Genomic DNA, 21,657 nt, shown 5'->3' with positions numbered 1-21,657 from the left:
TGCACACGCAGCATGAGCCGGCACCAGCACCAGCACCAGCACCAGCACCAGCACCAGCACCACATTCGTACGCACAACGGGGGTCCTCGCACCATGCGTTCCACACGTACGCCCGCACGCAGGCGCCGGCGGCGCACCCTCCTCGCCGCCGCCGGGCTCGTCGCCGCCCTGGCGCTCACCGCGACCGCCTGTGGCGGTTCGGCGGATTCGGCGAGCGACAAGCCCGACGCCACCTCCTCCCAGGCCGCTGCGGACGGCGGCGGCAAGGTCAAGATCCCGGCCGATCTCGCGGGCAAGCTCAAGGAGCACGGGATCGACGTCGACCGCTGGAAGGACGGCGGCTGGAAGGACTGGGACAAGGACAAGTGGCTCAGTGACGCCAAGGACTTCATCAACCCGGTGATCGAGGGCCTCTGGAAGCCGGAGCGGATGCGGTCCGCCGAGGAGGCCGACAAGACGGTCACGACGAAGGACGCGTCGGCCGGCCAGGGCGTCAGCGACCCGGATCCCGCCCCCGTCCGGGCGCAGGCCGAGAAGACGCCGTACCACCGCAACGCGGCGCCGGTCGGCAAGGTCTTCTTCGACTCTCCCGACGGCCCGGCCGTCTGCTCCGGCACGGTCGTCAAGGACGTCAACCACCCGGGCAAGTCCAACCTGGTGTGGACGGCGGGCCACTGCGTGCACGCCGGCGGCAACGGCGGCTGGTACCGCAACATCGTCTTCGTCCCGGCCTACAACGACCTCGGCAAGTCCGAGGCGGAGCTGAGCAACGCGAGCCCGAGCGAGATCGCCCCGTACGGCAACTGGTGGGCGAACTGGGCCTCGACCTCGAACCAGTGGATCCAGGGCGGTTCCGAGACCGGCGGTGACGGAGCCGCGTACGACTACGCCGTGCTGCACGTGAAGCCGGAGCAGGGCGCCAAGTCTCTGGAGGAGACGGTCGGAGCCGCGCTGGACGTGGACTTCTCCGCCCCGTCCACGGCCGAGGCCGCCAAGATGGGCGCCTGGGGCTACCCGGCGGCGCCGCCCTACAGCGGCGAGAAGATGTTCAAGTGCGTCGACGTGCCGGGCCGGTTCTCGCTCAGCGCGTCTCTGCCGACGATGTACCGCATCGGCTGCGACATGACCGGCGGTTCGTCCGGTGGCGGCTGGTTCCGGGTCCTGAACGGCAAGTCGGTGCTCGTCTCCAACACCTCGATCGGCCCGGCCGACAACACCTGGCTGGCCGGCCCGCAGCTGGGCCGCGACGCCGAGGCGCTCTACCAGAACATGAGCAAGACGTACGGCGGTCAGTGACCCGTACATGCTGAAGGCCCGCCCCCTGGCGACAGGGGGCGGGCCTTCTCGCGTTCACACGAGACGCGCGCTCGGTCAGGCCGGGCTCAGAGCGCCGGCGCCGGAACGAACGGCGTGAGCTCCGCCGCCAGTTCCTCGTGCACCCGCACCTTGAGCAGGGTGCCCTCCGGGGTGTGCTCCTCGGAGATCACCTCGCCCTCGTCGTGGGCACGGGCGACCAGCTTGCCGCGCGTGTACGGCACGAGCGCCTCGATCTCGACCGACGGGCGCGGCAGCTCGTTGTCGATGAGCGCGAGCAGCTCCTCGATGCCCTGGCCGGTGCGGGCCGAGACGGCGATGGAGCGCTTCTCGACGCGCAGCAGCCGCTGCAGGGTGAGCGGGTCGGCCGCGTCGGCCTTGTTGATCACGACGATCTCGGGCACACCGGTGGCGCCGACGTCCCTGATCACCTCGCGTACGGCGGCCAGCTGCTCCTCCGGGACCGGGTGAGAGCCGTCCACCACGTGCAGGATCAGGTCGGACTCGCCGACCTCCTCCATCGTGGAGCGGAACGCCTCGACCAGGTGATGGGGCAGGTGGCGCACAAAGCCGACCGTGTCGGCCAGCGTGTACAGCCGTCCGCTCGGGGTCTCGGCCCGGCGCACGGTCGGGTCGAGGGTCGCGAACAGGGCGTTCTCGACCAGCACGCCCGCGCCCGTGAGGCGGTTGAGCAGCGAGGACTTGCCGGCGTTGGTGTAGCCCGCGATGGCCACGGACGGCACCTTGTGGCGCTTGCGCTCCTGGCGCTTGATCTCGCGGCCGGTCTTCATGTCCGCGATCTCCCGGCGCATCTTCGCCATCTTCTCGCGGATCCGTCGCCGGTCCGTCTCGATCTTGGTCTCACCGGGGCCACGGGTGGCGAGGCCGCCGCCCTTGCCGCCGCCCATCTGCCGGGACAGCGACTGACCCCAGCCGCGCAGTCGCGGCAGCATGTACTGCATCTGCGCGAGAGCGACCTGCGCCTTGCCCTCTCGGGACTTGGCGTGCTGGGCGAAGATGTCCAGGATCAGGGCCGTGCGGTCGATGACCTTGACCTTGACGACGTCCTCGAGGTGGATGAGCTGGCCCGGGCTGAGCTCACCGTCGCAGATGACGGTGTCCGCGCCCGTGTCAAGGACGATGTCGCGCAGCTCCTCGGCCTTGCCGGAGCCGATGTAGGTGGCCGCGTCGGGCTTGTCACGGCGCTGGGTGACACCGTCGAGCACCAGCGCGCCGGCCGTCTCGGCGAGGGCGGCGAGCTCCGCGAGGGAGTTGTCCGCGTCCTGCACGGTTCCCGAGGTCCAGACGCCGACGAGGACGACCCGCTCCAGCCGGAGCTGTCGGTATTCGACCTCGGTGACGTCCTCGAGCTCGGTGGAGAGGCCCGCCACACGGCGCAGAGCCGCGCGCTCGGAGCGGTCGAACTGCTCGCCGTCCCGCTCTCCGTCGATCTCGTGGCTCCAGGCGACGTCCTCTTCCATCAGGGCATCGGCCCGAAAACCCTCGGGGTGGCTGTGCGCGAAGCGCTGGGAGTCCTGGGAAAAGGAAGAAGAGGAGGTCATTGGATCCTTACGTAGATGGGAAGCCGTTCATTGTCTGCAACGCATGGGCGGTCCGGGAGATTCCCGGCACTCCGTACCGCGCCGACCTGAAGATGTTCGCACGGCACGGGGCGTCTCGTCACCGTGTTTACCGGGCGGGCGCCTGCGCCGACCGGGTCTGCTTCGCCGGGGCCTGCGGCTTCGGCGCCGGGGCCGCAGGCTTCGTGGGCGCCTCCGGCTTCCAGTCCGGGTGCCCGGGCATCGGCGGGGTCTTCTCGCCGTACAGCCAGCCCTGGAAGAAGCCGTCCAGGTCGCGCCCGGAGATCTCGGCGGCGAGCCGGACGAAGTCCTCCGTCGTGGCCGTGTCGTCCTGGTGGCGGCCGACCCAGGCGCGTTCCAGGCGTTCGAAGGCCGGGCGGCCGATCTCCTGGCGCAGGGCGTACAGGACGAGCGCGGACCCGTCGTAGACGTTGGGGCGGAAGATGCCGGTCTTGCGGCCGGGGTCGGGTGCCTTGGGCGCGGCGGGCGGTCCGCCGGCGGCGCGCCAGCGGTCGGATGCGCCGTAGGCGGCCTTCATCCGGTCCCGGATCGGTTTGCCGGCCTCCTCCTCGGCATACAGCGCCTCGTACCAGGTGGCGTGCCCCTCGTTGAGCCACAGGTCGGACCAGGTGCGGGGGCCGACGCTGTTGCCGAACCACTGGTGGGCCAGCTCGTGGACCATGATCGACTCCACGTACCACGTGGGGTGGACGGGCTCGGTGAAGAGTTCCCGTTCGAAGAGGGAGAGTGTCTGGGTCTCCAGTTCGAAGCCGGTGGAGGCGTTGGCCACGAGCAGGCCGTACGTCTCGAAGGGGTAGCGGCCGACCTTGCTCTCCATCCAGGCGATCTGGCCGGGGGTCTTCTCCAGCCAGGGTTCGAGCGCCTTGCGGTGCTCGGTCGGGACGACGTCCCGTACGGGCAGCCCGTGCGGGCCGGTGCGGTGCAGCACCGTGGAGCGGCCGATGGAGACCTGGGTCAGCTCGGTGGCCATGGGGTGCCGGGTGCGGTAGGTCCGGGTCGTCGAACCGCCGGACTTCTCCACTCCGGCGGGCAGGCCGTTGGCGACGGCCGTGTGACCGTCGGGCGCGGTGACGCGGATGGTGAACATGGCCTTGTCGGAGGGGTGGTCGTTGCACGGAAACACCAGGTGCGCGGCGTCGGCCTGGTTGGCCATGGCGAGGCCGTCCGCGGTGCGCACCCAGCCGCCCTCACGGCCCTTGGGGGGAACGGGATCGCTGGTGTGCCGCACGGTGATGCGCATCCAGTTGCCGTCCGACACCGAGTCCTCGGGCGTGATCACCAGGTCCTCGCCGGCGGTGCGGTACTGCGCGGGGTCGCCGTCGATCTCGACCGACTCGACCGTGCCGTGGGCGAAGTCCAGGTTGACGCGGTCCAGGTCGGCGGTCGTCCAGGCGTCGATGGTGGTGACGGCCCGCAGCGGCTCGCTGTTGTTGCCCGGATAGGTGAAGGAGAGGTCGTACGACGCCACGTCGTAGCCGGGGTTGCCGAGGTGCGGGAAGAGGCGGTCGCCGACGCCGAGCGGGACGACGGGGGCGCCGGCGGCGACGAGGCAGACGGAGATCGCCGAGGTGAGCAGGGCGGCGGCGGTGCGGCGACGGCGGATGGGGGTGGTGGCCTGGCTGTGGGGGGTCAGGAGCATGCCCCACGGCTATCATCGCGCGCGTGTACGGCGGGGACGGCGCGCTTCCGTCCCACCCGAACCGGGGACCGGGGCCTGCGCCGGGTGCCGCCCCGGCTGCCCGGGAGGCAGCCCGGAGGCCGCCCGGTCGGCTCAGCCGCTTCCCGCCCTCCTGGCCGACCCGGGGCCGAACCGACGCAGCCGCGTCCTGCCCGGAGAGCCCCGGGTCCCGGACCCCGCGCCCCGGACCGGCTCAGCCTCCCTGCGGCTGCGGCTGCGCCCGGCTGACGTCGTACACCCCGGCCACATTGCGCATCGCGCGCATCAGGGCGGGCAGGTGGCCGGCGTCCGGGAGCTGCACGGTGTACGTGTGCCGCACCTGCTGCTGGGCCGGGGGCTCGACCGTCGCCGAGACGATCTCGGCGCCCTCGGAGGCCATGGCCTCGGTGAGGTCGGCCAGCAGATGGGGACGGACGAACGATTCGGCGACCAGCGTGACCCGGCACTCGGCGGCCTCTCCCCAGCGCACGCCGACCTCCGTACGCCCCCCGTCCTTCATACGCGCCACAGCGGAGCACTCCACGCGGTGCACGGTGACCGCACCCCCCCGTACGGCGAAGCCGGTGATCTCGTCGGGCGGTACGGGCGTGCAGCAGCGGGCGAGCCGGACGGTCGCTCCGGGCAGGTCGGCGAGGACGTGGCCGGTGGCGGGACGGTCAGCGCACTGCTCGGGGGCGGCGTCCGGGTCGACTACGTCGGCGGGCCGGAGAGCCGTCCGGTGCTCGACGATCCGCGCCTCGCTCTGCTGGGACTCCGCCTGCGCCGGATGGGCGGTCAGCCACCGCTGGATGGCGATCCGGGCCGCGGGTGTGTGGGCGTGCTCCAGCCACTCCCGGGAAGGCTCCGACGCCGGGTCCTGGCCCATGAGGAGCTGGACGGTGTCGCCGTCCTTCAGGACGGTGCTCAGCGTCGCCAGGCGGCCGTTCACCCGGGCGCCGATGCAGGCATGCGCGTCCTCGCCGTACTGCGCGTACGCGGCGTCCACGCAGGTCGCGCCCTCGGGCAGGCCGAGTGTGCCGCCGTCGGGCCGGAAGACGGTGATCTCGCGGTCCTGGGCGAGGTCCTCGCGCAGGGTCGACCAGAAGTGGTCGGGGTCGGGTGCCGCCTCCTGCCAGTCGAGGAGCCGGGAGAGCCAGCCGGGGCGCGTGGGGTCGATGCGTTCGCCGTCGCCCGGGTCGTCGGGGGCCGGTGCGTAGGGGTTGCCGAGGGCGACGACGCCGGCCTCGGCGACCTTGTGCATCTGGTGCGTGCGGATGAGGACCTCGACGACCTGGCCGTCCTCGCGCGCCACGGCCGTGTGCAGCGACTGGTAGAGGTTGAACTTCGGTACGGCGATGAAGTCCTTGAACTCCGAGACCACCGGCTTCATACAGGTGTGCAGTTCACCCAGGACGCCGTAGCAGTCGGCGTCCTCGCTCACCAGGACCAGGACGCGGCCGAAGTCGGAGCCGCGGAGCCGGCCGCGTTTGCGGGAGACGCGGTGCACCGAGACGAAGTGGCGGGGCCGGATGAGGACTTCGGCCTGGATGTCCGCCTCGCGCAGTACACCGCGCACCTCGTCGGCTACCTCGGCGAGCGGGTCGTCCTCGCGGGCCGCGTTGCGGACGATCAGCTCCCTGGTGTGCGCGTACTCCTCGGGATGCAGGATCGCGAAGACCAGGTCTTCCAGTTCGGTCTTGAGTGCTTGGACACCGAGCCGTTCGGCGAGCGGGATGAGCACGTCACGTGTCACCTTGGCGATGCGCTCCTGTTTCTCGGGGCGCATGACGCCGAGGGTGCGCATGTTGTGCAGCCGGTCGGCGAGTTTGATCGACATGACGCGGACGTCGTTGCCGGTGGCGACGAGCATCTTGCGGAAGGTCTCGGGTTCGGCGGCGGCGCCGTAGTCGACCTTCTCCAGTTTGGTGACGCCGTCGACGAGGTAGCGGACCTCCTCGCCGAACTGGTCGCGGACCTGGTCGAGCGTCACGTCCGTGTCCTCGACGGTGTCGTGCAGCAGGGACGCGGTCAACGTCGTGGTCTCCGCGCCGAGTTCGGCGAGGATCAGGGTCACGGCGAGCGGGTGCGTGATGTACGGCTCGCCGCTCTTGCGCATCTGGCCGCGGTGTGATGACTCGGCCAGGACGTAGGCGTGGCGCAGGGTTTCGAGGTCCGCGTCGGGGTGGTGGGCGCGGTGGGCCTCGACGACATGGCTGATGGCGTCGGGCAGCCTGCCGCGGGCGGCGGGGCCGAGGAGGGCCGCGCGGCCGAGGCGGCGCAGGTCGATCCGGGGGCGGGCCTTTCTGCGGGGGGCTGTCGGCGTCACCGGTCCTGACACCGCGCCCGGCATCGGGCCTGGGGTCACGGAATTCGTGGCCTCCGCACTCATGGGCACCTCCGGCTGCGTCAACCGGCGGACGGGGTGCCCCAGAGCGGACACGGCTCAGGGGGCGGCTTCGATCCCCCGTCCGGGCCGGTGCTTGATGCTACCGAGCCCACCACGCCCGACTGACCGCCTCTCGCCGAGCGTGAAACTGATCACCCATTCGAGCGACGAATGTGAGGTTTGTACCCCCACTCGTCGCGACCTGTACGGTGGGATTCACGCCAAGTGGCCGGTAAGCAACGTGGATTCGGGCCGGGTGACCGATGGTGCGCGGGTGCGTCAGGACGACCGGTTCCGGCTCACGCGGACGTGGCGGATCGCAGCCAGTCCGCGTCGATCTCGCCCTCGGCCACGATCACGGCCGGGCCGGTCATCTCGATCTCGCCGTCGGGCCGCTCGGTGATCACCAGGGTGCCGCCGGGGACGTCCACGGTGTACGTCGCGGGGGTGCCCGTGGCCGTCGGGTCGGCTCCGTCGCGGCGGGCGGCGGCCACGGCGACCGCGCACGCGCCCGTGCCGCACGAGCGGGTCTCACCGGCGCCGCGCTCGTGCACGCGCATGGCGACGTGCCCGGGCGCGCGGTCGACCACGAACTCGACGTTCACACCGTCCGGGTAGGCGGCGGTCGGGCTGAAGGGCGGCGGGGAGTACAGGTCACCCGCGTGCGCCAGGTCGTCCACGAAGGCGACCGCGTGCGGGTTGCCCATATTGACGTTCCGCGCGGGCCAGCTGCGCTCGCCGACGCTCACCGTGACGTCACCGTCGGGGAGCACCGCCTTGCCCATGCCCACGGTCACGTCACCGTCCTTGGCGATGTGCACGGTCTTCACACCCCCGCGCGTGGCGATCGCGAGGTCTCCCTCGGTCACGTGACCGGCGCGCTGGAGGTAGCGCGCGAACACCCGCACGCCGTTGCCGCACATCTCCGCGATCGAGCCGTCGCCGTTGCGGTAGTCCATGAACCACTCCGCATCGGCCGCCATGCCCTTCGCCTCCGGGTGCGCGGCGGAGCGCACGACGTGCAGCAGCCCGTCACCGCCGATGCCCGCACGCCGGTCGCACAGGGTGGCGACGGCGGCCGGGGGCAGGTCCATGACGTTCTCGGGGTCCGGGACGATCACGAAGTCGTTCTCGGTGCCGTGACCCTTGAGGAAGGCGATCCGCGTGCTCATGCCTCGATCGTAAGGGGTGCCTGCGACAGCGCCTCCGCGTGCCTGCGACGGTGCCCGCGCGCCCCTTCGACCGTGCCCGCGCGCCCCTACCGCGGTCAGCGCAGCCGCGCCACGCGCCACACGGCGAGGACCACCACGAGGGCCACGACCAGGGCGTACCCGAGGGCGACCCGCCAGTCGGGTCTGCGGCCGGAGCCGCGGACCGGCAGGCCCGGCCAGGTGTAACCGACCCGGCGGGCGGCCATCATGCCCCAGCCGGCCGCGCACGAGCAGATCAGCAGGCCCAGCATGGCGATGACGGCCCCGCTGTCGCCGAAGTCGAAGGCGAGCGGGAACGCGAACATCAGGGAGCCCAGTGCCGCGAGGCTCACGATGGGGGCCAGCTGCCAGATGCGGAGCCGGCGCTGCGGGCGCAGCTCGACCTCGACCTCGTCGGCGAACATCTCGCCGGGCTCGGGACCGTCGTCCGTCACACCCTGCGTCTCGTCGGGCCCGTCGGAGCTGAGGTGGTCCGTCTCCTGCTCCGGCGCGTCCCCGCGCCCCGCCTCATCCCGCTCGGCGGTGATGTGATCGGTGCTTCGTGCGGTGTCGCGAGGGCCGGCCTCCATCGCCACGCGCCCTCCCAACTAGGACTCAACTCGGTCGATCGAAGCTCGATGATGGCACGCCGCAGAAGAACCGGATGACGGCCTGGGCGTCCCGATGCCATGACGTGATCAGGCTGTGACCGGTCGTTCGACCAAGGACAGCGCGACCTGCGGAAGTTCCGTGAGATCGGCCGCCGCCCCACTCAACCAGTGCACCCGCGGGTCGCGCCTGAACCATGAATCCTGGCGGCGCGCGAAGCGCTTGGTGGCACGGACGGTCTCGGTCCGCGCTTCCTCGAGGGTGCACTCCCCGGCGAGCGCCGCGAGCACCTGCTGGTAGCCGAGCGCGCGCGAGGCCGTACGCCCTTCACGCAACCCCTGCGCCTGGAGTGCACGCACCTCGTCCACCAGGCCGGCGTCCCACATCCGGTCGACCCGGCGCGCGATGCGCTCGTCGAGCTCGGGGCGGGCCACGTCGACGCCGATCTGGAGGGTGTCGTAGACCGAGTCGTGGCCGGGGAGGTTGGCCGTGAAGGGCCTGCCGGTGATCTCGATCACCTCCAGGGCGCGAACGACCCGGCGGCCGTTGCTCGGCAGGATCGCGCGAGCGGCCTCGGGGTCGGCTGCGGCCAGGCGGGCGTGCAGCGCGCCGGAGCCGCGCAAGGTGAGTTCCTCCTCCAGGCGGGCGCGGACCTCGGGGTCCGTACCGGGGAACTCCAGGTGGTCGACGGCGCCGCGCACATAGAGTCCGGAGCCGCCGACCAGGATCGGCCAGCGGCCCTCGGCGAGCAGGGCCTCGATCCGCTCCCGGGCCAGGCGCTGGTACTCGGCGACGGACGCCGTGACGGTCACGTCCCAGATGTCCAGCAGGTGGTGGGGGACGCCGTCACGCTCTTCGGGCGTCAGCTTGGCGGTGCCGATGTCCATCCCTCGGTAGAGCTGCATGGAGTCGGCGTTGACGACCTCGCCGCCGAGGCGTTGGGCCAGAAAAACGCCCAGATCGGACTTTCCGGCCGCAGTTGGTCCGACGACGGCGATGACGCGGGGGGCGGGGGGTGCACTGCTCACCGCCCCAGTCTCGCAAACCTCCCACCCTGGTCTCGAACGAGTTACGTGACGCCACGGTCGTGGGGTCGTTGCCCGTTGCGAGGTTCCTGCCGCCGGATCACAGAGGCGGCGGCCCGGGCCGCGCAAATTGACGCACCGGGCAACGCGGGATTTCGCCCGCACGAGTAACGTATGGAGTGGATATGGGCGTTTTTGCACGAATTCTCCGGCGGTCGAAGGCCACGGCGGAGACGCCTGCAGCCGAGGCTCAGACCGACACGGCGAAGGCCGGGCCCGAGGCCGAGGCGGCCGAGTCCGCGGAGACGAAGGGCACCGACGGAGCCGAGGAAGCGGCGGAGCCGGCCGGCGAGGCCACCGCCGAGGCCACCGAGTCCGAGGGCGTCGACATCCCCAAGCAGCAGTCCACCGAGAAGGCGGCCGACAACGAGGCCGGCGAGGGCGCCCGTACGTGACCGCCCCGCGCGAGGGAAGGTGAGCCATGGGTCTCCTGGACAACGTGAAAGCCAAGCTGGGCCCTGCCAAGGGCAAGGTCTCGGACCTCGCACAGCGGCACGAGGGCAAGATCCACCACGGTCTCGACAAGGCCGCGCAGGCCGTCGACAAGAGGACCAAGGGCAAGTGCAGCGACAGGATCCAGTCGGGCACGGGGCGGGCCAAAGGGGCCATGGGACGACTCGCGCACCAGGGCGAGAGCGGACCGGACGGGGGTGGCACGCCACCGCCGCCGGGCACGGGGACCATGCCGCCGGAGGCGGGCCGCACGGCACCGCCGCGGGATCCGGGTGGCACCACGCCGCCGGACGACGCACCACCGCCTGCTTCCTGACACGGACATCGGCACTCTGAAGGGCACATCGGTGGACGGCCGCGGAGCACAAGGGCTCCCGGCCGTCCGCCGTGTCACGCGCCCCGCCGCCCGGGTCTACGACCAGGCGGCGACGACGTATCCCACGCCGTACGGCGCGTCCTCGTACAGCAGCGATCCGCCGAGACCCGCACCCTCGGCCGCGCCCGCCAGGACCTGCCAGGGGGCCCGGCCGGACGCCTTCAGTGCGTGCGCCAGCCCGGTGTCCAGCGTGGTGAGTGCGGCCACGTCCGCCGCGCCGAGCGCCCGCGCGACCTCCGCGTCGAAGGGCGCCGCCCGCTCGTCCAGATAGCCGGGGGCCTTGAGCGTCCGGCACCCGCTGGCATCACCCATCACCAGCAGGGCCACGCGCTCGTCCCGGGCGGCGGTGTCCCTCCCCGTCCGCGCGCACAGCTCGGGCGGGTACGACTCCCCCACTCCGAGTCCCTCGACCGGTGCGTCGGACCACCCGGTCCGCTCCAGGAGCCAGGCGGCCACCGCCAGCGCGTATGGCAGCCGCTGTTCCGTGTCCGCGCCCTCGGCCGCTCCCAGCCGTACGTCGAGCTCGACGCCGAAGCCCCGGAAGGACCCCGCTGTTCCCTCCGGGTACGTCTCGCGCCCGGCGCCGTCCACCGGGCCGACGACCACGAGCCGGCCGGGCCTTGCGGCGGCGAGCACGCCCAGCGCGTCCGTGCAGGCGGCCCGCGCGGCGTCCAGTTCCGGAGCGGCGCCCGCGGCGACCTCGGGGACCAGAAGGGGCGGGCAGGGGCAGACAGCGGCGGCGGCAAGCATGATCGGCAGGGTAACTCTCAGAGGCCGCTGCCACCGCACAGGGCGGCAGCGGCCCGGCTCAGTCGCAGCCGCACCCGCTCGCCACGGCCGGCAGCGGCTCAGGGGCGCCGATCTTCGGCAGGCCCAGCATCACACCGACGGGCTTGGCCTTCTCGGCCGCGTTCCGCTTCTGCCAGGCGTCGCCCGCGCGTGTGCGGCGCACGTCCAGCACGGGGCCCTCGGCGAGAAGGTGGTGCGGGGCGGCGTAGGTGATCTCGACCGTGACCACGTCGCCGGGGCGGACCTCCTGGTCCGGCTTGGTGAAGTGGACGAGGCGGCTGTCGGGGGCGCGGCCGGACAGCCGGTGGGTGGTGTCGTCCTTGCGGCCCTCGCCCTCGGCGACCATCAGCTCCAGCGTGCGGCCGACCTGCTTCTTGTTCTCCTCCCAGGAGATCTCCTCCTGGAGGGCGACGAGCCGCTCGTAGCGCTCCTGGACGACCTTCTTGGGGATCTGGCCGCCCATCTCGGCGGCCGGGGTACCGGGGCGCTTGGAGTACTGGAAGGTGAAGGCCTGGGCGAAGCGTGCCTCGCGCACCACGTGCAGTGTCTGCTCGAAGTCCTCCTCGGTCTCGCCGGGGAAGCCCACGATGATGTCCGTGCTGATCGCGGCGTGCGGGATGGCGGCGCGGACCTTCTCGATGATCCCCAGGAAGCGCTCCTGGCGGTAGGAGCGGCGCATCGCCTTCAGGACCGGGTCCGAGCCGGACTGGAGCGGCATGTGCAGCTGCGGCATCACGTTCGGCGTCTCGGCCATGGCGGCGATGACGTCGTCGGTGAAGTCCCGCGGGTGCGGGGAGGTGAAGCGGACTCGCTCCAGGCCGTCGATCTTCCCGCAGGCGCGCAGCAGTTTGCTGAAGGCCTCGCGGTCGCCGATGTCGGAGCCGTAGGCGTTGACGTTCTGCCCGAGCAGCGTGATCTCGGAGACGCCCTCGGCGACCAGGGCCTCGATCTCGGCGAGGATGTCGCCGGGACGGCGGTCCTTCTCCTTGCCGCGCAGGGCCGGGACGATGCAGAAGGTGCAGGTGTTGTTGCAGCCGACGGAGATGGAGACCCAGGCCGCGTAGGCGCTCTCGCGGCGGGTGGGCAGCGTCGAGGGGAACGCCTCCAGCGACTCGGCGATCTCGACCTGCGCCTCCTCCTGCACGCGGGCGCGCTCCAGCAGGACCGGCAGCTTGCCGATGTTGTGCGTGCCGAAGACGACGTCCACCCAGGGCGCCCTCTTGACGATGGTGTCGCGGTCCTTCTGCGCGAGGCAGCCGCCGACCGCGATCTGCATGCCGGGCCGGCTCGCCTTCTTCGGGGCGAGGTGGCCTAGGTTGCCGTACAGCTTGTTGTCGGCGTTCTCCCGCACGGCGCAGGTGTTGAAGACGACGACGTCCGCCCCGTCGGCGCCCTCGGGGGCACGGACGTAGCCCGCGTCCTCCAGCAGTCCGGACAATCGCTCGGAGTCGTGGACGTTCATCTGGCACCCGTAGGTGCGTACCTCGTATGTGCGCGTGCCGCCCACTGACTGGCTCCGGTCGATGCTGCTCATGGGGACAAGGGTAGGCGGTCGGCGAAAGTGGCTCGGCCGCCTGTGGACAACCTCCGCCCCGGGCTCAGGGTTCGATGAGTCCGGCCCTGATCGCGTACCGGGTCAGCTCCAGGCGGTCGCGCATGCCGAGTTTCTGGAGGAGGTTGGCGCGGTGGCGCTCGACCGTCTTGGCGCTGATGAAGAGGAGTTCGCCGATCTCCTTCGAGGTGTGGCCCTCGGCGACCAGCTTGAGGATCTCCTCCTCGCGTTCGGTGATGGCCCTCTCCGGCAGGCCGTCGCCCCGGTGCAGCCGCTCGAGGTAGGAGCGGACGAGGGCGCGTTCGGCGCCCGGGTAGATGAACGGCTCGTCGCGCACGGCGGCCCGGCAGGCCTCGACCAGGTCGCGGTCGGCGACCGACTTGAGGACGTAACCGCTGGCTCCGGCCCTGAGCGCCTCGAAGAAGTACTCCTCGTTGTCGTACATGGTCAGGATGAGGATGTGCAGGTCGGGCAGTCGGCGGGAGAGCTCTCGGGCGGCCTGGAGGCCGGTCATCCGGGGCATGGCCACGTCCAGGACAGCCAGGTCGACGGGGGTTTCCCGGGCCCTGGCGACGGCCTCGGCGCCGTCCCCGGCCTCGGCCACGACCGTGAGGTCGGGCTCGCCGTCCAGGATGAGGCGCACTCCCCGGCGCACGAGAGTGTGGTCGTCGGCGAGCAGGACGCGGATCGGCGTGGACATCAGCGGGGTCCCTCAGTCACTGGTACGCGCACGGCCACCGGTATGCGCAGCCGTACGTCGGTGCCACCGCCCGGAGCCGGTTCCAGGGCCAGAGCGGCATCGATCAGCAGGGCGCGTTCACGCATGCCCGTGATGCCGGCGCCCTCGGGGGCGCCGCCCAGGCCCGTGCCGTTGTCGCGTACGAGGAGTTCGACGCCGCCGGGGATCGGCCGGAGACGGAGTTCGGCGCGGTCGGCTGCGGCGTGCCGGGCGGTGTTGGTCAGGCTCTCCTGGGCGACCCGGTAGACGACGAGTTCCGCTTCCCGGGTCAGGGCGGGGAGCTCGCCGGTGACGTGGTGGCGCACGGTCAGCCCGTGGGTCGCGAACTCGCCGGCGAGCGAACGCAGCGCGCTCGCCAGCCCGAGTTCCTCCAGGACCCCGGGGCGCAGCCGGCGGGCGATCCGGCGGATCTCGTCCAGGCCGGCCCGGGTCGCCTCCTGCGCCTGGCCCACCTCCTCGCGAAGGTCCTCGGGCGCCCGGTCGGCGACGCGCTTGAGCTGGAGGAGGACTGCGGTCAGGGTCTGCCCGACCTCGTCGTGCAGCTCCCGCGCGATCCGGTGCCGTTCCCCCTCCTGAGCGGACAGCGCCCGGGCGGCGCCCGTGGCCCGCTCGGCCTCCAGCCGGTCGAGCATCGTGTTGTACGTCGTGATCAGCCCGGCCGCCTCCGCCGGTCCCGCGACCACCGGCCGGGAGCCCGGACGCAGCAGGTCCGCGGTGGCCATGGCCCGGTCCAGCCGCTGCAGGGGCACCAGACCGAACCGCAGCACGAGCGCGTTGCCGGCGAGCAGCAGCACCAGACCGCCGAGCAGGACGAGGGCCTCGCCCGGGAGGACGGGGGTGGACACGGTGACCGGGCCGAGCAGCAACGCCGTGGCCACGACCAGGCCGGCGGCGTTGAGCGAGAAGATCCGCCAGAACAACGACACGCTTCTGGATCCGCTCCTTCCCGCCTTCGCGCAGTACACCGCCCTCTCCACCCTCTCCGGCGACCGGCCGCTGCGTATATCCGTCACGACACCCATGTCGTCACCGTACGGCCGGATGGGAGCATGCGGACTTGACCCGTCCGATGATCGACACCGCTCATCAGGCCGAGAAAGTACGACAAATCAGACGAACAAGGGGAAGCAACGTGTCAGCTCCGCGCCTGAGGGCGACGCCGCTACCGGGTATCGGGGTCCAGTACGACCTGGAGACCCGGGAACACCGCCATCTGTCGGTGGTGGCGCACCGCGACGGCACGCGCACGGTGAACGTGTACCGGTCCGACGATCCCGACTCCTGCGCCCAGTCCCTGAAGCTGACCAGCTCGGAGGCGGGCTCGCTGATCGACGCGCTGAAGCCGTCCCATCACAGCCCGAGCCTGCTGTACACCACGGATCTGGGGCTGGTCGCCGAGCGGATCGAGGTGGCCGCGACCTCGCGCTGGAACGGGCGGGTGCTGGGCGAGATGCGGATGCGGACGGAGACGGGCGCGTCGGTGGTGGCCGTGCTGCGCCGGGCCGAAGCCATCCCGTCGCCCACGCCGGACTTCCGGCTGGCCGGCGGTGACACGCTGATCGTCGTCGGGACCCGTGAGGGCGTAGACGCGGCCGCGGCCATACTCGGGCGGGAGTGAGCCGTTGCACTCCGCGGTTCTGCTCATCGAGTTCGGTTCCATCATTCTCGGCCTCGGCCTGCTCGGCCGGTTCGCCGCCCGCTTCCGGCTCTCGCCGATACCCCTGTACCTCCTGGCCGGTCTGGCCTTCGGTGAGGGCGGTCTGCTGCCGCTGGGCGCGAGCGAGGAGTTCGTCGCCACGGGCGCGGAGATCGGCGTCATCCTGCTGCTGTTGATGCTGGGTCTTGAGTACACGGCGAGCGACCTGGTCTCCAACCTCAAGACGCACTACCCGTCCGGTCTGGTCGACTGCGCCCTCAACGCGCTGCCCGGAGCGGCCGTGGCGCTGCTGCTCGGCTGGGGTCCGGTCGCCGCCGTCGTGCTGGCCGGTGTCACCTGGATCTCGTCGTCCGGCGTGATCGCGAAGGTGCTGGGCGATCTGGGCCGGGTCGGCAACCGGGAGACGCCGGTGATCCTCAGCGTGCTGGTGCTGGAGGACCTGGCGATGGCGGTGTATCTGCCCATCGTCACGGCGCTGGTGGCGGGAGCCGGGCTGATGGCCGGCAGTGTGACCCTGGCGATCGCGCTGGGCGCGGCCGGGCTCGTGCTGTTCCTGGCCTTGCGCTACGGCAGGCTCATCTCGCGGTTCGTCTCCAGCGACGACCCGGAGAAGCTGCTGCTGGTCGTGCTGGGCCTGACGATCCTGGTCGCGGGCGTCGCGCAACAGCTCCAGGTGTCGGCGGCAGTGGGGGCCTTCCTGGTGGGCATCGCGCTGTCGGGGGAGGTCGCGGAGGGTGCGCACACCCTGCTGAGCCCCCTGCGTGACCTGTTCGCGGCGGTCTTCTTCGTCTTCTTCGGGCTGCACACCGACCCGTCGAGCATCCCGCCCGTCCTGCTGCCCGCCCTCGGACTGGCCGTCGTCACCGCGCTGACGAAGATCGCCACCGGGTACTGGGCGGCCCGGCGGGCCGGGATCTCCGTCAAGGGCCGCTGGCGGGCGGGCGGCGCGCTGGTGGCCCGAGGCGAGTTCTCCATCGTCATCGCGGGCCTCGCGGTCGCGGCCGGTGTCGAACCGTCCCTCGGCCCCCTGGCTACCGCCTACGTGCTGATCCTGGTCGTTCTGGGCCCGCTCACCGCGCGCTACACCGAGCCGGTGGCGACCTGGTGGGCCCGGCGCCGCGAGCCCAGCCGCCCCGAGCCCGCGCCCGCGCCCCGGGCGGCCGAGGCCGAGGCGCCGGTCGGCGACTGACCGGCTGAGGAGGGTGGGCCGGGCGGCCCGGGTCCGGAGGGCCCGGAGCGTGACCCCCGGGTCAGGCTTCGGGCGGCCGAGGCACCGGTCGCCGACTGAGGAGGGTGGGTCGGGTGACCCGGGTCCGAAGGGCCCGGAGCGCAACAGCGGGAGCGTCGGTGTCACCACCGGCTACGGGGTTCCGGTGGCGGCTGACCCCCGGGTCAGGCGCCCCCGCCCGGCACCCACCCCTGCCTGCGCAGCACCCCCTGCACGTCCGGCGCTTCGTAGTGCTCCCCTTTGAGGACCTTGCCGTCCTCCCGGCGGGAGACCGAGCCGTCGGGGCCGATCTTCGTCATGTTGGAGCGTGGATCTCGGCGAGCACCGCGTCGAGGTCGATGCCGTGCACGAGCGCGGTGCCGTACGCGACGTAGACCACGTCCGCCAGTTCGTGCGCGAGCCGGTCGAGCGGGCCCCTCACCGACACCTCGGCGACCTCAGCGGCCTCCTCGGCGAGAAGTTCGCCGCGATGGGCCGCGAGTTCCGGGGAGACCTCCGTCGGCGTACTGCGGGCGTCCAGGCCGAAAGCGCGGTGGAATTCACGGACCAGGTCAGCGGGCGAGGAGCTCATGGAGGCGACTGTAGCGGCGGCCACTGACCCGGCCCCGCCCTCGCCCTATGACCCTTGCCCTGGTCAGGGGGGCACCCCGGCTGGCAGGATCGCCCGCATGTCCAGAACGCTCCCCCGAATCGGCAGGCGCCGGGCCCTGCAGGGCGGCGCCGCCTCCCTCGTGGTCCTCGGCCTGCTGCTGTGGTGGCTGCGCCCCTGGGCCGAGGAGCCGCCGAGCGGGACCATCACGTTCAGCACCGGCACCCGCGCGGGGGTCTACCACGAGTACGGGGAACTCCTGCGCAACGAGATCGACAAGGACATGCCCGACCTGAAGGTGCGGCTGCTGACCAGCGCCGGCTCACAGGAGAACGTCGCCGACGTGGCGACCGGCAAGGCCGACTTCGCGATCGCCGCCGCCGACGCGGCCGCCACGTACGAACTCGACAACGGCCCGGGCGCCGACCGGCTGCGGGGCCTCGCCCGCCTGTACGACGACTACGTCCAGCTCGTCGTACCGCCCGACTCGGACATCCACTCCGTCGCCGACCTGCGGGGCAAGCGCGTGGCCATAGGGCTGCCGAACTCCGGCGTACGGCTGATAGCCAACGGTGTGCTCAAGGCGGCCGGCATCGACCCGGAGAAGGACATCAAGCCGTCCTCGGACGGCATCGACACCGGGCCCAAGCGTCTGGGGCACGGCCTCGACGCGTTCTTCTGGTCGGGCGGGCTGCCCACGGACGGTCTCAGCCGCCTGGCCAAGAAGTCGGCGTCGGCCTTCCGCTTCGTGCCGATCGACGCCACCCTCGTCGCCAAACTGCACGACCAGGGCGGGGCCACGCGCTACTACCGCGCCACCAAGATGCCGGAGTCGGCCTACCCCACCATCCAGCGCGGCCATCCGGTGCCGACCCTGGCGGTGTCCAACGTGCTGCTCACCCGCAGCGACATGGATCCCCGGCTCACCGAGTGGCTGACCCGTACGGTGCTCGACAGCCGGGACCTCATCGGCGCGACCGTCCACTCCGCCCAACTGGTCGACGTCCGCACGGCGATCTACACCGACCCGCTGCAACTGCACGTAGGCGCCCAGCGCTACTACCAGTCGGTCAAGCCGTAGCGCCCGAGCCCGCCGCTGTCGCCTTCCGTCAGGCCCTCGCGCTCGGCGCCTCCGCTGTCACCATCAAGCCGTAGCCGCCGAACCGCCGCCCTCCGTCGTGCCTTGGCGCCCGACCCGTCTGCCGCCGCCGGCCGTCACGCCGCAGGCGCCGACCTCGGCACCGCCACCGTCACCTTCAGCCCGTGCGGCTCGTGACGGTCGTACGCGATCGAACCGCCGCCCGCCGCGAGCAGCGCTCGCGAGATGGACAGCCCGAGGCCCGAGCCCTTGATGTTCTGATGCCGGCCGCTGCGCCAGAAGCGGTCGCCGACGCGGGCCAGCTCCTCGTCGGTGAGGCCGGGGCCATGGTCGGTCACGACGACGGTCGAGGTGTCGCCGTAGGAGGAGACGGTCACCTCGACGGTCTGGTCCCCGGGCGTGAACTTCACCGCGTTGTCGATGACCGCGTCCAGCGCGCTGGACAGCGCGACCGGGTCGGCCCACGCGGTCGTCGGCGGGCAGTCCCCCACCAGGCGCACACCCTTGGCCTCGGCGGTCGGCGCCCAGGCCGCGAGGCGTTCGGCGGCGAGCTCCCCGATGTCGGTGATCCTCAGATCCGCCTCGGTGTGCTCGGCCAGCGCCAGATCGAGCAGGTCGTCCAGGACCTGCGCGAGACGCTTGCCCTCGGCCTGGACCGAGGCGATCTCCTTGTTGCCCTCGGGCAGCTCGAAGGAGAGCAGCTCGATGCGCAGCAGCAGCGCCGCGAGGGGGTTGCGCAGCTGGTGCGAGGCGTCGGCGACGAAGGCGCGCTGCTGCTCCAGCACGTCCTCGACGTTGTCGGCCATCTCGTTGAACGACCGGGCCAGGCGCTGGAGTTCCGGCGGCCCGCCGGCGGCCGCGACCCGGGACTTGAGCCGCCCGGTGGCGATGTCGTGGGTGGTGGCGTCCAGGACCCGTACGGGCTTGAGCACCCAGCCGGTCAGTCGCAGGGCGGCGCCGACGGCCAGCAGCATCGCGGCGAACTCACCCGCGCCGATGACCAGCCAGCCGTGCAGCGTGCGCGAGCGCATCTGCCCGGTCGGCGAGTCGGTGACGACGACCGCGACGACGTCGCCGTCCCGGATGACCGGCGAGGCCACCACGAGGTTGCGGCGCTGCCAGGGCCACACCTGCTTCGGATCGTGGCTGCGGCGGCTGAGCTTGGCCTCGGCGAAGGCGTCCCGGACCTCGCCCTCCTTGGGCAGGGACCACTCCTCCGGGGCGTGGGCCATGGGACTGCCCGTGCGGTAGAAGACACCGGCGCGGATGCCGTAGACCTCGTAGTAGCTGCGGAGCTCGCTGCTGAGGGTGGCCAGCCGCTCGTTCTCGAACGCGCCGGTGGTCCCGTCGGGCGAGTCGGTGACGAACTGCGCGAGGGCCGCGAAGCGCGCCGTGTCGTCGATCCGGTCGACCACGACCTTCTGCTGGTGCGCGCCGGCGAGGCTGACCGCGAGCGGGATGCCGAGCGCGAGGAGCACGGCCGCCATCAGGACGATGAGCAGCGGGAGCAGACGAGTGCGCACCCGGCCCCGCTATCCGGCGGGCGCGACGAGCCGGTAGCCGACTCCGCGTACGGTCTCGATGAGGGCCGGCATCCGCAGCTTGGCGCGCAGGGACGCGACGTGCACCTCCAGAGTGCGGCCGGTCCCTTCCCAGCTGGTCCGCCACACCTCGCTGATGATCTGCTCCCGGCGGAAGACCACGCCGGGCCGCTGCGCGAGCAGGGCCAGCAGGTCGAACTCCTTGCGGGTCAGCTGGATCACCGCCCCGTCCACGCTGACCCGGCGCGTGGGCAGCTCGATATGCACGGGGCCCAGTCGCAGCTCGGTCTCGATGCCGCTGGAGGTGTCCTCGTGGGAGTTCCGCCGGCTCACGGCGTGGATGCGGGCGAGCAGCTCCCCCGTGTCGTAGGGCTTCACCACGTAATCGTCGGCGCCGAGGTTGAGACCGTGGATGCGGGAGCGCACGTCGGAGCGGGCCGTGACCATGATCACCGGAGTGCTGGTGCGCTTGCGGATCTTGCCGCAGACCTCGTATCCGTCCTGGTCGGGCAGGCCGAGGTCGAGGAGGACGACACCGAAGCAGTCGCTCTCGGGAACGAGCGCCTGGAGGGCCTCCTCACCGCTGCGCGCGTGCGTGACATCGAACCCGTGCCGCGCCAGAACCGCCGACAGGGCGGCGGCGACATGGTTGTCGTCCTCGACGAGCAACAGTCTCACCCGGTCCCCCTTCGGTTCACTGGTCGTACGATCTGGATGTGTACAAAAAAGCGTGCACGCGCGCGCGTGCACCTTGTGCAGTCACGCTGATGGATGAGGACGGCGTCAAGAGGGTTCCGGTTGCGGAGAGCTTCCGTTACCCGGCTGGTATGAGCGCTGCTCCGAAGTGCTACGACACGTGTCCGATTGCTATCGGATCGTGATGCTCAGATTCCCCTCAGATGTAATGACGCAGGTCGTAGAGGGTTACTACTGTCCTCCGAAACCGAGGAGGACGGAGCCTGAGAGCGATGACCGAAGTATCGGTGGCCAAGGAAGATGTGGCCGCGACCGGAGAACTGGTCGTCCTGAAGAGCGTCAACAAGCACTTCGGCGCGTTGCACGTACTCCAGGACATCGACCTGACGATCGCCCGCGGTGAAGTCGTCGTGGTCATCGGGCCCTCCGGGTCCGGCAAGTCCACCCTGTGCCGCACCATCAACCGCCTGGAGACGACCGACTCCGGCACGATCACCATCGACGGCAAGCCGCTGCCCGCCGAGGGCAAGGCACTCGCGAAGCTGCGCGCCGACGTCGGAATGGTCTTCCAGTCCTTCAACCTCTTCGCGCACAAGACCGTGCTCGAGAACGTGATGCTCGGCCAGATCAAGGTCCGCAAGAAGGACAAGAAGGCCGCCGAGGAGCGGGCCCGGGCCCTGCTCGACCGGGTCGGCGTGAGCGCGCAGGCCGAGAAGTACCCGGCTCAGCTCTCCGGCGGCCAGCAGCAGCGCGTCGCCATCGCCCGGGCGCTGGCCATGGAGCCGAAGGTGATGCTCTTCGACGAGCCGACCTCCGCGCTCGACCCCGAGATGATCAACGAGGTGCTGGAGGTCATGCAGCAGCTCGCCCGCGACGGCATGACCATGATCGTCGTCACCCATGAGATGGGTTTCGCACGATCGGCCGCAAACCGCGTGGTGTTCATGGCGGACGGCCGAATCGTCGAGGAGGCTGCGCCCGACCAGTTCTTCAGCAATCCGCGCAGCGATCGTGCCAAGGACTTCCTGTCGAAGATCCTGCACCACTGAGGCGCGCGTCGCGCCCGCGACGATCCGCGTCACCCGCAACGACGGTT

General features: G+C 71.4%; 19 protein-coding genes and 1 pseudogene. 7 read left to right on the top strand and 13 right to left on the bottom strand.

Annotated features, from left to right (window positions below; genetic code table 11):
- The first annotated feature begins 93 nt into the window (after positions 1-93).
- Entirely contained in the window at positions 94-1,296 is a 1,203-nt protein-coding gene (locus CEB94_RS29945) for a trypsin-like serine peptidase (RefSeq protein ID WP_175435138.1), read from the top strand.
- An 86-nt stretch (positions 1,297-1,382) separates the two neighbouring features.
- Here CEB94_RS29945 and hflX read toward each other — a convergent pair whose 3' ends face one another.
- The 6 genes from hflX to miaA all read right to left on the bottom strand — a co-directional run bounded on the left by hflX (position 1,383) and on the right by miaA (position 9,785).
- The gene (gene hflX, locus CEB94_RS29940; RefSeq protein WP_175435137.1) at positions 1,383-2,876 is read right to left on the bottom strand and encodes a GTPase HflX; all 1,494 of its coding nucleotides are present in this window, start codon (positions 2,874-2,876) and stop codon (positions 1,383-1,385) included.
- Between the two features lie 127 nt (positions 2,877-3,003).
- Positions 3,004-4,554 carry a M1 family metallopeptidase gene (locus CEB94_RS29935; RefSeq protein WP_175435136.1) on the bottom strand — a complete coding sequence of 517 codons (1,551 nt, stop codon included), beginning with the start codon at positions 4,552-4,554 and terminating at the stop codon, positions 3,004-3,006.
- A 232-nt stretch (positions 4,555-4,786) separates the two neighbouring features.
- The gene (locus CEB94_RS29930; RefSeq protein WP_175435135.1) at positions 4,787-6,961 is read right to left on the bottom strand and encodes a RelA/SpoT family protein; all 2,175 of its coding nucleotides are present in this window, start codon (positions 6,959-6,961) and stop codon (positions 4,787-4,789) included.
- Positions 6,962-7,257: 296 nt separating this feature from the next.
- On the bottom strand, positions 7,258-8,130 hold the full coding sequence (gene dapF / locus CEB94_RS29925; protein WP_175435134.1) for a diaminopimelate epimerase: 873 nt from the start codon (positions 8,128-8,130) through the stop codon (positions 7,258-7,260).
- 95 nt (positions 8,131-8,225) lie between these two features.
- A complete protein-coding gene (locus CEB94_RS29920) occupies positions 8,226-8,738 on the bottom strand; it encodes a hypothetical protein (RefSeq protein ID WP_175437214.1) in 513 nt (170 codons plus the stop codon).
- Between the two features lie 108 nt (positions 8,739-8,846).
- The gene (gene miaA / locus CEB94_RS29915) at positions 8,847-9,785 is read right to left on the bottom strand and encodes a tRNA (adenosine(37)-N6)-dimethylallyltransferase MiaA (protein ID WP_175435133.1); all 939 of its coding nucleotides are present in this window, start codon (positions 9,783-9,785) and stop codon (positions 8,847-8,849) included.
- Between the two features lie 182 nt (positions 9,786-9,967).
- Between miaA and CEB94_RS29910 the strand changes: the two genes are divergently transcribed.
- On the top strand, positions 9,968-10,237 hold the full coding sequence (locus CEB94_RS29910) for a hypothetical protein (protein ID WP_175435132.1): 270 nt from the start codon (positions 9,968-9,970) through the stop codon (positions 10,235-10,237).
- A gap of 26 nt (positions 10,238-10,263) precedes the next feature.
- Positions 10,264-10,611: an antitoxin gene (locus CEB94_RS29905; protein ID WP_175435131.1), complete on the top strand. Its 348-nt coding sequence runs from the start codon at positions 10,264-10,266 to the stop codon at positions 10,609-10,611.
- A 96-nt stretch (positions 10,612-10,707) separates the two neighbouring features.
- Here the strand turns inward: CEB94_RS29905 and CEB94_RS29900 are convergent, their stop codons facing one another.
- The 4 genes from CEB94_RS29900 to CEB94_RS29885 all read right to left on the bottom strand — a co-directional run bounded on the left by CEB94_RS29900 (position 10,708) and on the right by CEB94_RS29885 (position 14,677).
- Positions 10,708-11,421: a class III extradiol dioxygenase subunit B-like domain-containing protein gene (locus tag CEB94_RS29900; protein ID WP_175435130.1), complete on the bottom strand. Its 714-nt coding sequence runs from the start codon at positions 11,419-11,421 to the stop codon at positions 10,708-10,710.
- 58 nt (positions 11,422-11,479) lie between these two features.
- Positions 11,480-12,994, bottom strand: a complete 1,515-nt coding sequence (miaB, locus tag CEB94_RS29895; RefSeq protein ID WP_175435129.1) for a tRNA (N6-isopentenyl adenosine(37)-C2)-methylthiotransferase MiaB — start codon at positions 12,992-12,994, stop codon at positions 11,480-11,482.
- A 64-nt stretch (positions 12,995-13,058) separates the two neighbouring features.
- The gene (locus CEB94_RS29890; protein ID WP_175435128.1) at positions 13,059-13,712 is read right to left on the bottom strand and encodes a response regulator; all 654 of its coding nucleotides are present in this window, start codon (positions 13,710-13,712) and stop codon (positions 13,059-13,061) included.
- Positions 13,712-14,677 (bottom strand): sensor histidine kinase, encoded by a 966-nt coding sequence (locus tag CEB94_RS29885; protein WP_246111948.1) that lies wholly within the window; start codon positions 14,675-14,677, stop codon positions 13,712-13,714. The genes CEB94_RS29890 and CEB94_RS29885 overlap by 1 nt, the downstream gene beginning before the upstream one ends.
- Positions 14,678-14,883: 206 nt before the next feature.
- On the opposite strand from CEB94_RS29885, the gene CEB94_RS29880 reads away from it, so the two are divergent.
- Together CEB94_RS29880 and CEB94_RS29875 are read left to right on the top strand one after the other, a co-directional pair.
- Positions 14,884-15,369 carry a cation:proton antiporter regulatory subunit gene (locus CEB94_RS29880; protein WP_175435126.1) on the top strand — a complete coding sequence of 162 codons (486 nt, stop codon included), beginning with the start codon at positions 14,884-14,886 and terminating at the stop codon, positions 15,367-15,369.
- Positions 15,370-15,373: 4 nt separating this feature from the next.
- Positions 15,374-16,597 (top strand): cation:proton antiporter, encoded by a 1,224-nt coding sequence (locus CEB94_RS29875; protein WP_175435125.1) that lies wholly within the window; start codon positions 15,374-15,376, stop codon positions 16,595-16,597.
- Between the two features lie 203 nt (positions 16,598-16,800).
- Here the strand turns inward: CEB94_RS29875 and CEB94_RS29870 are convergent.
- Positions 16,801-17,207, bottom strand: a pseudogene (locus CEB94_RS29870) (pyrophosphohydrolase domain-containing protein).
- 97 nt (positions 17,208-17,304) lie between these two features.
- Between CEB94_RS29870 and CEB94_RS29865 the strand changes: the two are divergent.
- Positions 17,305-18,306 (top strand): TAXI family TRAP transporter solute-binding subunit, encoded by a 1,002-nt coding sequence (locus CEB94_RS29865; RefSeq protein ID WP_175435124.1) that lies wholly within the window; start codon positions 17,305-17,307, stop codon positions 18,304-18,306.
- Positions 18,307-18,440: 134 nt separating this feature from the next.
- Here CEB94_RS29865 and CEB94_RS29860 read toward each other — a convergent pair whose 3' ends face one another.
- Together CEB94_RS29860 and CEB94_RS29855 are read right to left on the bottom strand one after the other, a co-directional pair.
- Entirely contained in the window at positions 18,441-19,847 is a 1,407-nt protein-coding gene (locus tag CEB94_RS29860; protein WP_175435123.1) for a sensor histidine kinase, read from the bottom strand.
- 9 nt (positions 19,848-19,856) lie between these two features.
- Positions 19,857-20,543 carry a response regulator transcription factor gene (locus tag CEB94_RS29855; RefSeq protein ID WP_175435122.1) on the bottom strand — a complete coding sequence of 229 codons (687 nt, stop codon included), beginning with the start codon at positions 20,541-20,543 and terminating at the stop codon, positions 19,857-19,859.
- A 290-nt stretch (positions 20,544-20,833) separates the two neighbouring features.
- On the opposite strand from CEB94_RS29855, the gene CEB94_RS29850 reads away from it, so the two are divergent.
- Positions 20,834-21,610 carry an amino acid ABC transporter ATP-binding protein gene (locus CEB94_RS29850; protein WP_175435121.1) on the top strand — a complete coding sequence of 259 codons (777 nt, stop codon included), beginning with the start codon at positions 20,834-20,836 and terminating at the stop codon, positions 21,608-21,610.
- Positions 21,611-21,657: the final 47 nt, after the last annotated feature.

The sequence above is a fragment of the Streptomyces hawaiiensis genome (assembly GCF_004803895.1).
GTDB classification, from domain to species: Bacteria; Actinomycetota; Actinomycetes; order Streptomycetales; family Streptomycetaceae; genus Streptomyces; species Streptomyces hawaiiensis.
This window is presented reverse-complemented; position numbering and strand designations above follow the sequence as displayed.

Coding starts and splice junctions, on each gene's coding strand:
- hflX (WP_175435137.1), bottom strand. CDS start 2,876: ATGACCTCCTCTTCTTCCTTTTCCCAGGACTCCCAGCGCTTCGCGCAC.
- miaB (WP_175435129.1), bottom strand. CDS start 12,994: ATGAGCAGCATCGACCGGAGCCAGTCAGTGGGCGGCACGCGCACATAC.
- CEB94_RS29910 (WP_175435132.1), top strand. CDS start 9,968: ATGGGCGTTTTTGCACGAATTCTCCGGCGGTCGAAGGCCACGGCGGAG.
- CEB94_RS29900 (WP_175435130.1), bottom strand. CDS start 11,421: ATGCTTGCCGCCGCCGCTGTCTGCCCCTGCCCGCCCCTTCTGGTCCCC.
- dapF (WP_175435134.1), bottom strand. CDS start 8,130: ATGAGCACGCGGATCGCCTTCCTCAAGGGTCACGGCACCGAGAACGAC.
- CEB94_RS29930 (WP_175435135.1), bottom strand. CDS start 6,961: ATGAGTGCGGAGGCCACGAATTCCGTGACCCCAGGCCCGATGCCGGGC.
- CEB94_RS29935 (WP_175435136.1), bottom strand. CDS start 4,554: ATGCTCCTGACCCCCCACAGCCAGGCCACCACCCCCATCCGCCGTCGC.
- CEB94_RS29850 (WP_175435121.1), top strand. CDS start 20,834: ATGACCGAAGTATCGGTGGCCAAGGAAGATGTGGCCGCGACCGGAGAA.
- CEB94_RS29890 (WP_175435128.1), bottom strand. CDS start 13,712: ATGTCCACGCCGATCCGCGTCCTGCTCGCCGACGACCACACTCTCGTG.
- CEB94_RS29905 (WP_175435131.1), top strand. CDS start 10,264: ATGGGTCTCCTGGACAACGTGAAAGCCAAGCTGGGCCCTGCCAAGGGC.
- CEB94_RS29920 (WP_175437214.1), bottom strand. CDS start 8,738: ATGGAGGCCGGCCCTCGCGACACCGCACGAAGCACCGATCACATCACC.
- CEB94_RS29865 (WP_175435124.1), top strand. CDS start 17,305: ATGTCCAGAACGCTCCCCCGAATCGGCAGGCGCCGGGCCCTGCAGGGC.
- CEB94_RS29945 (WP_175435138.1), top strand. CDS start 94: ATGCGTTCCACACGTACGCCCGCACGCAGGCGCCGGCGGCGCACCCTC.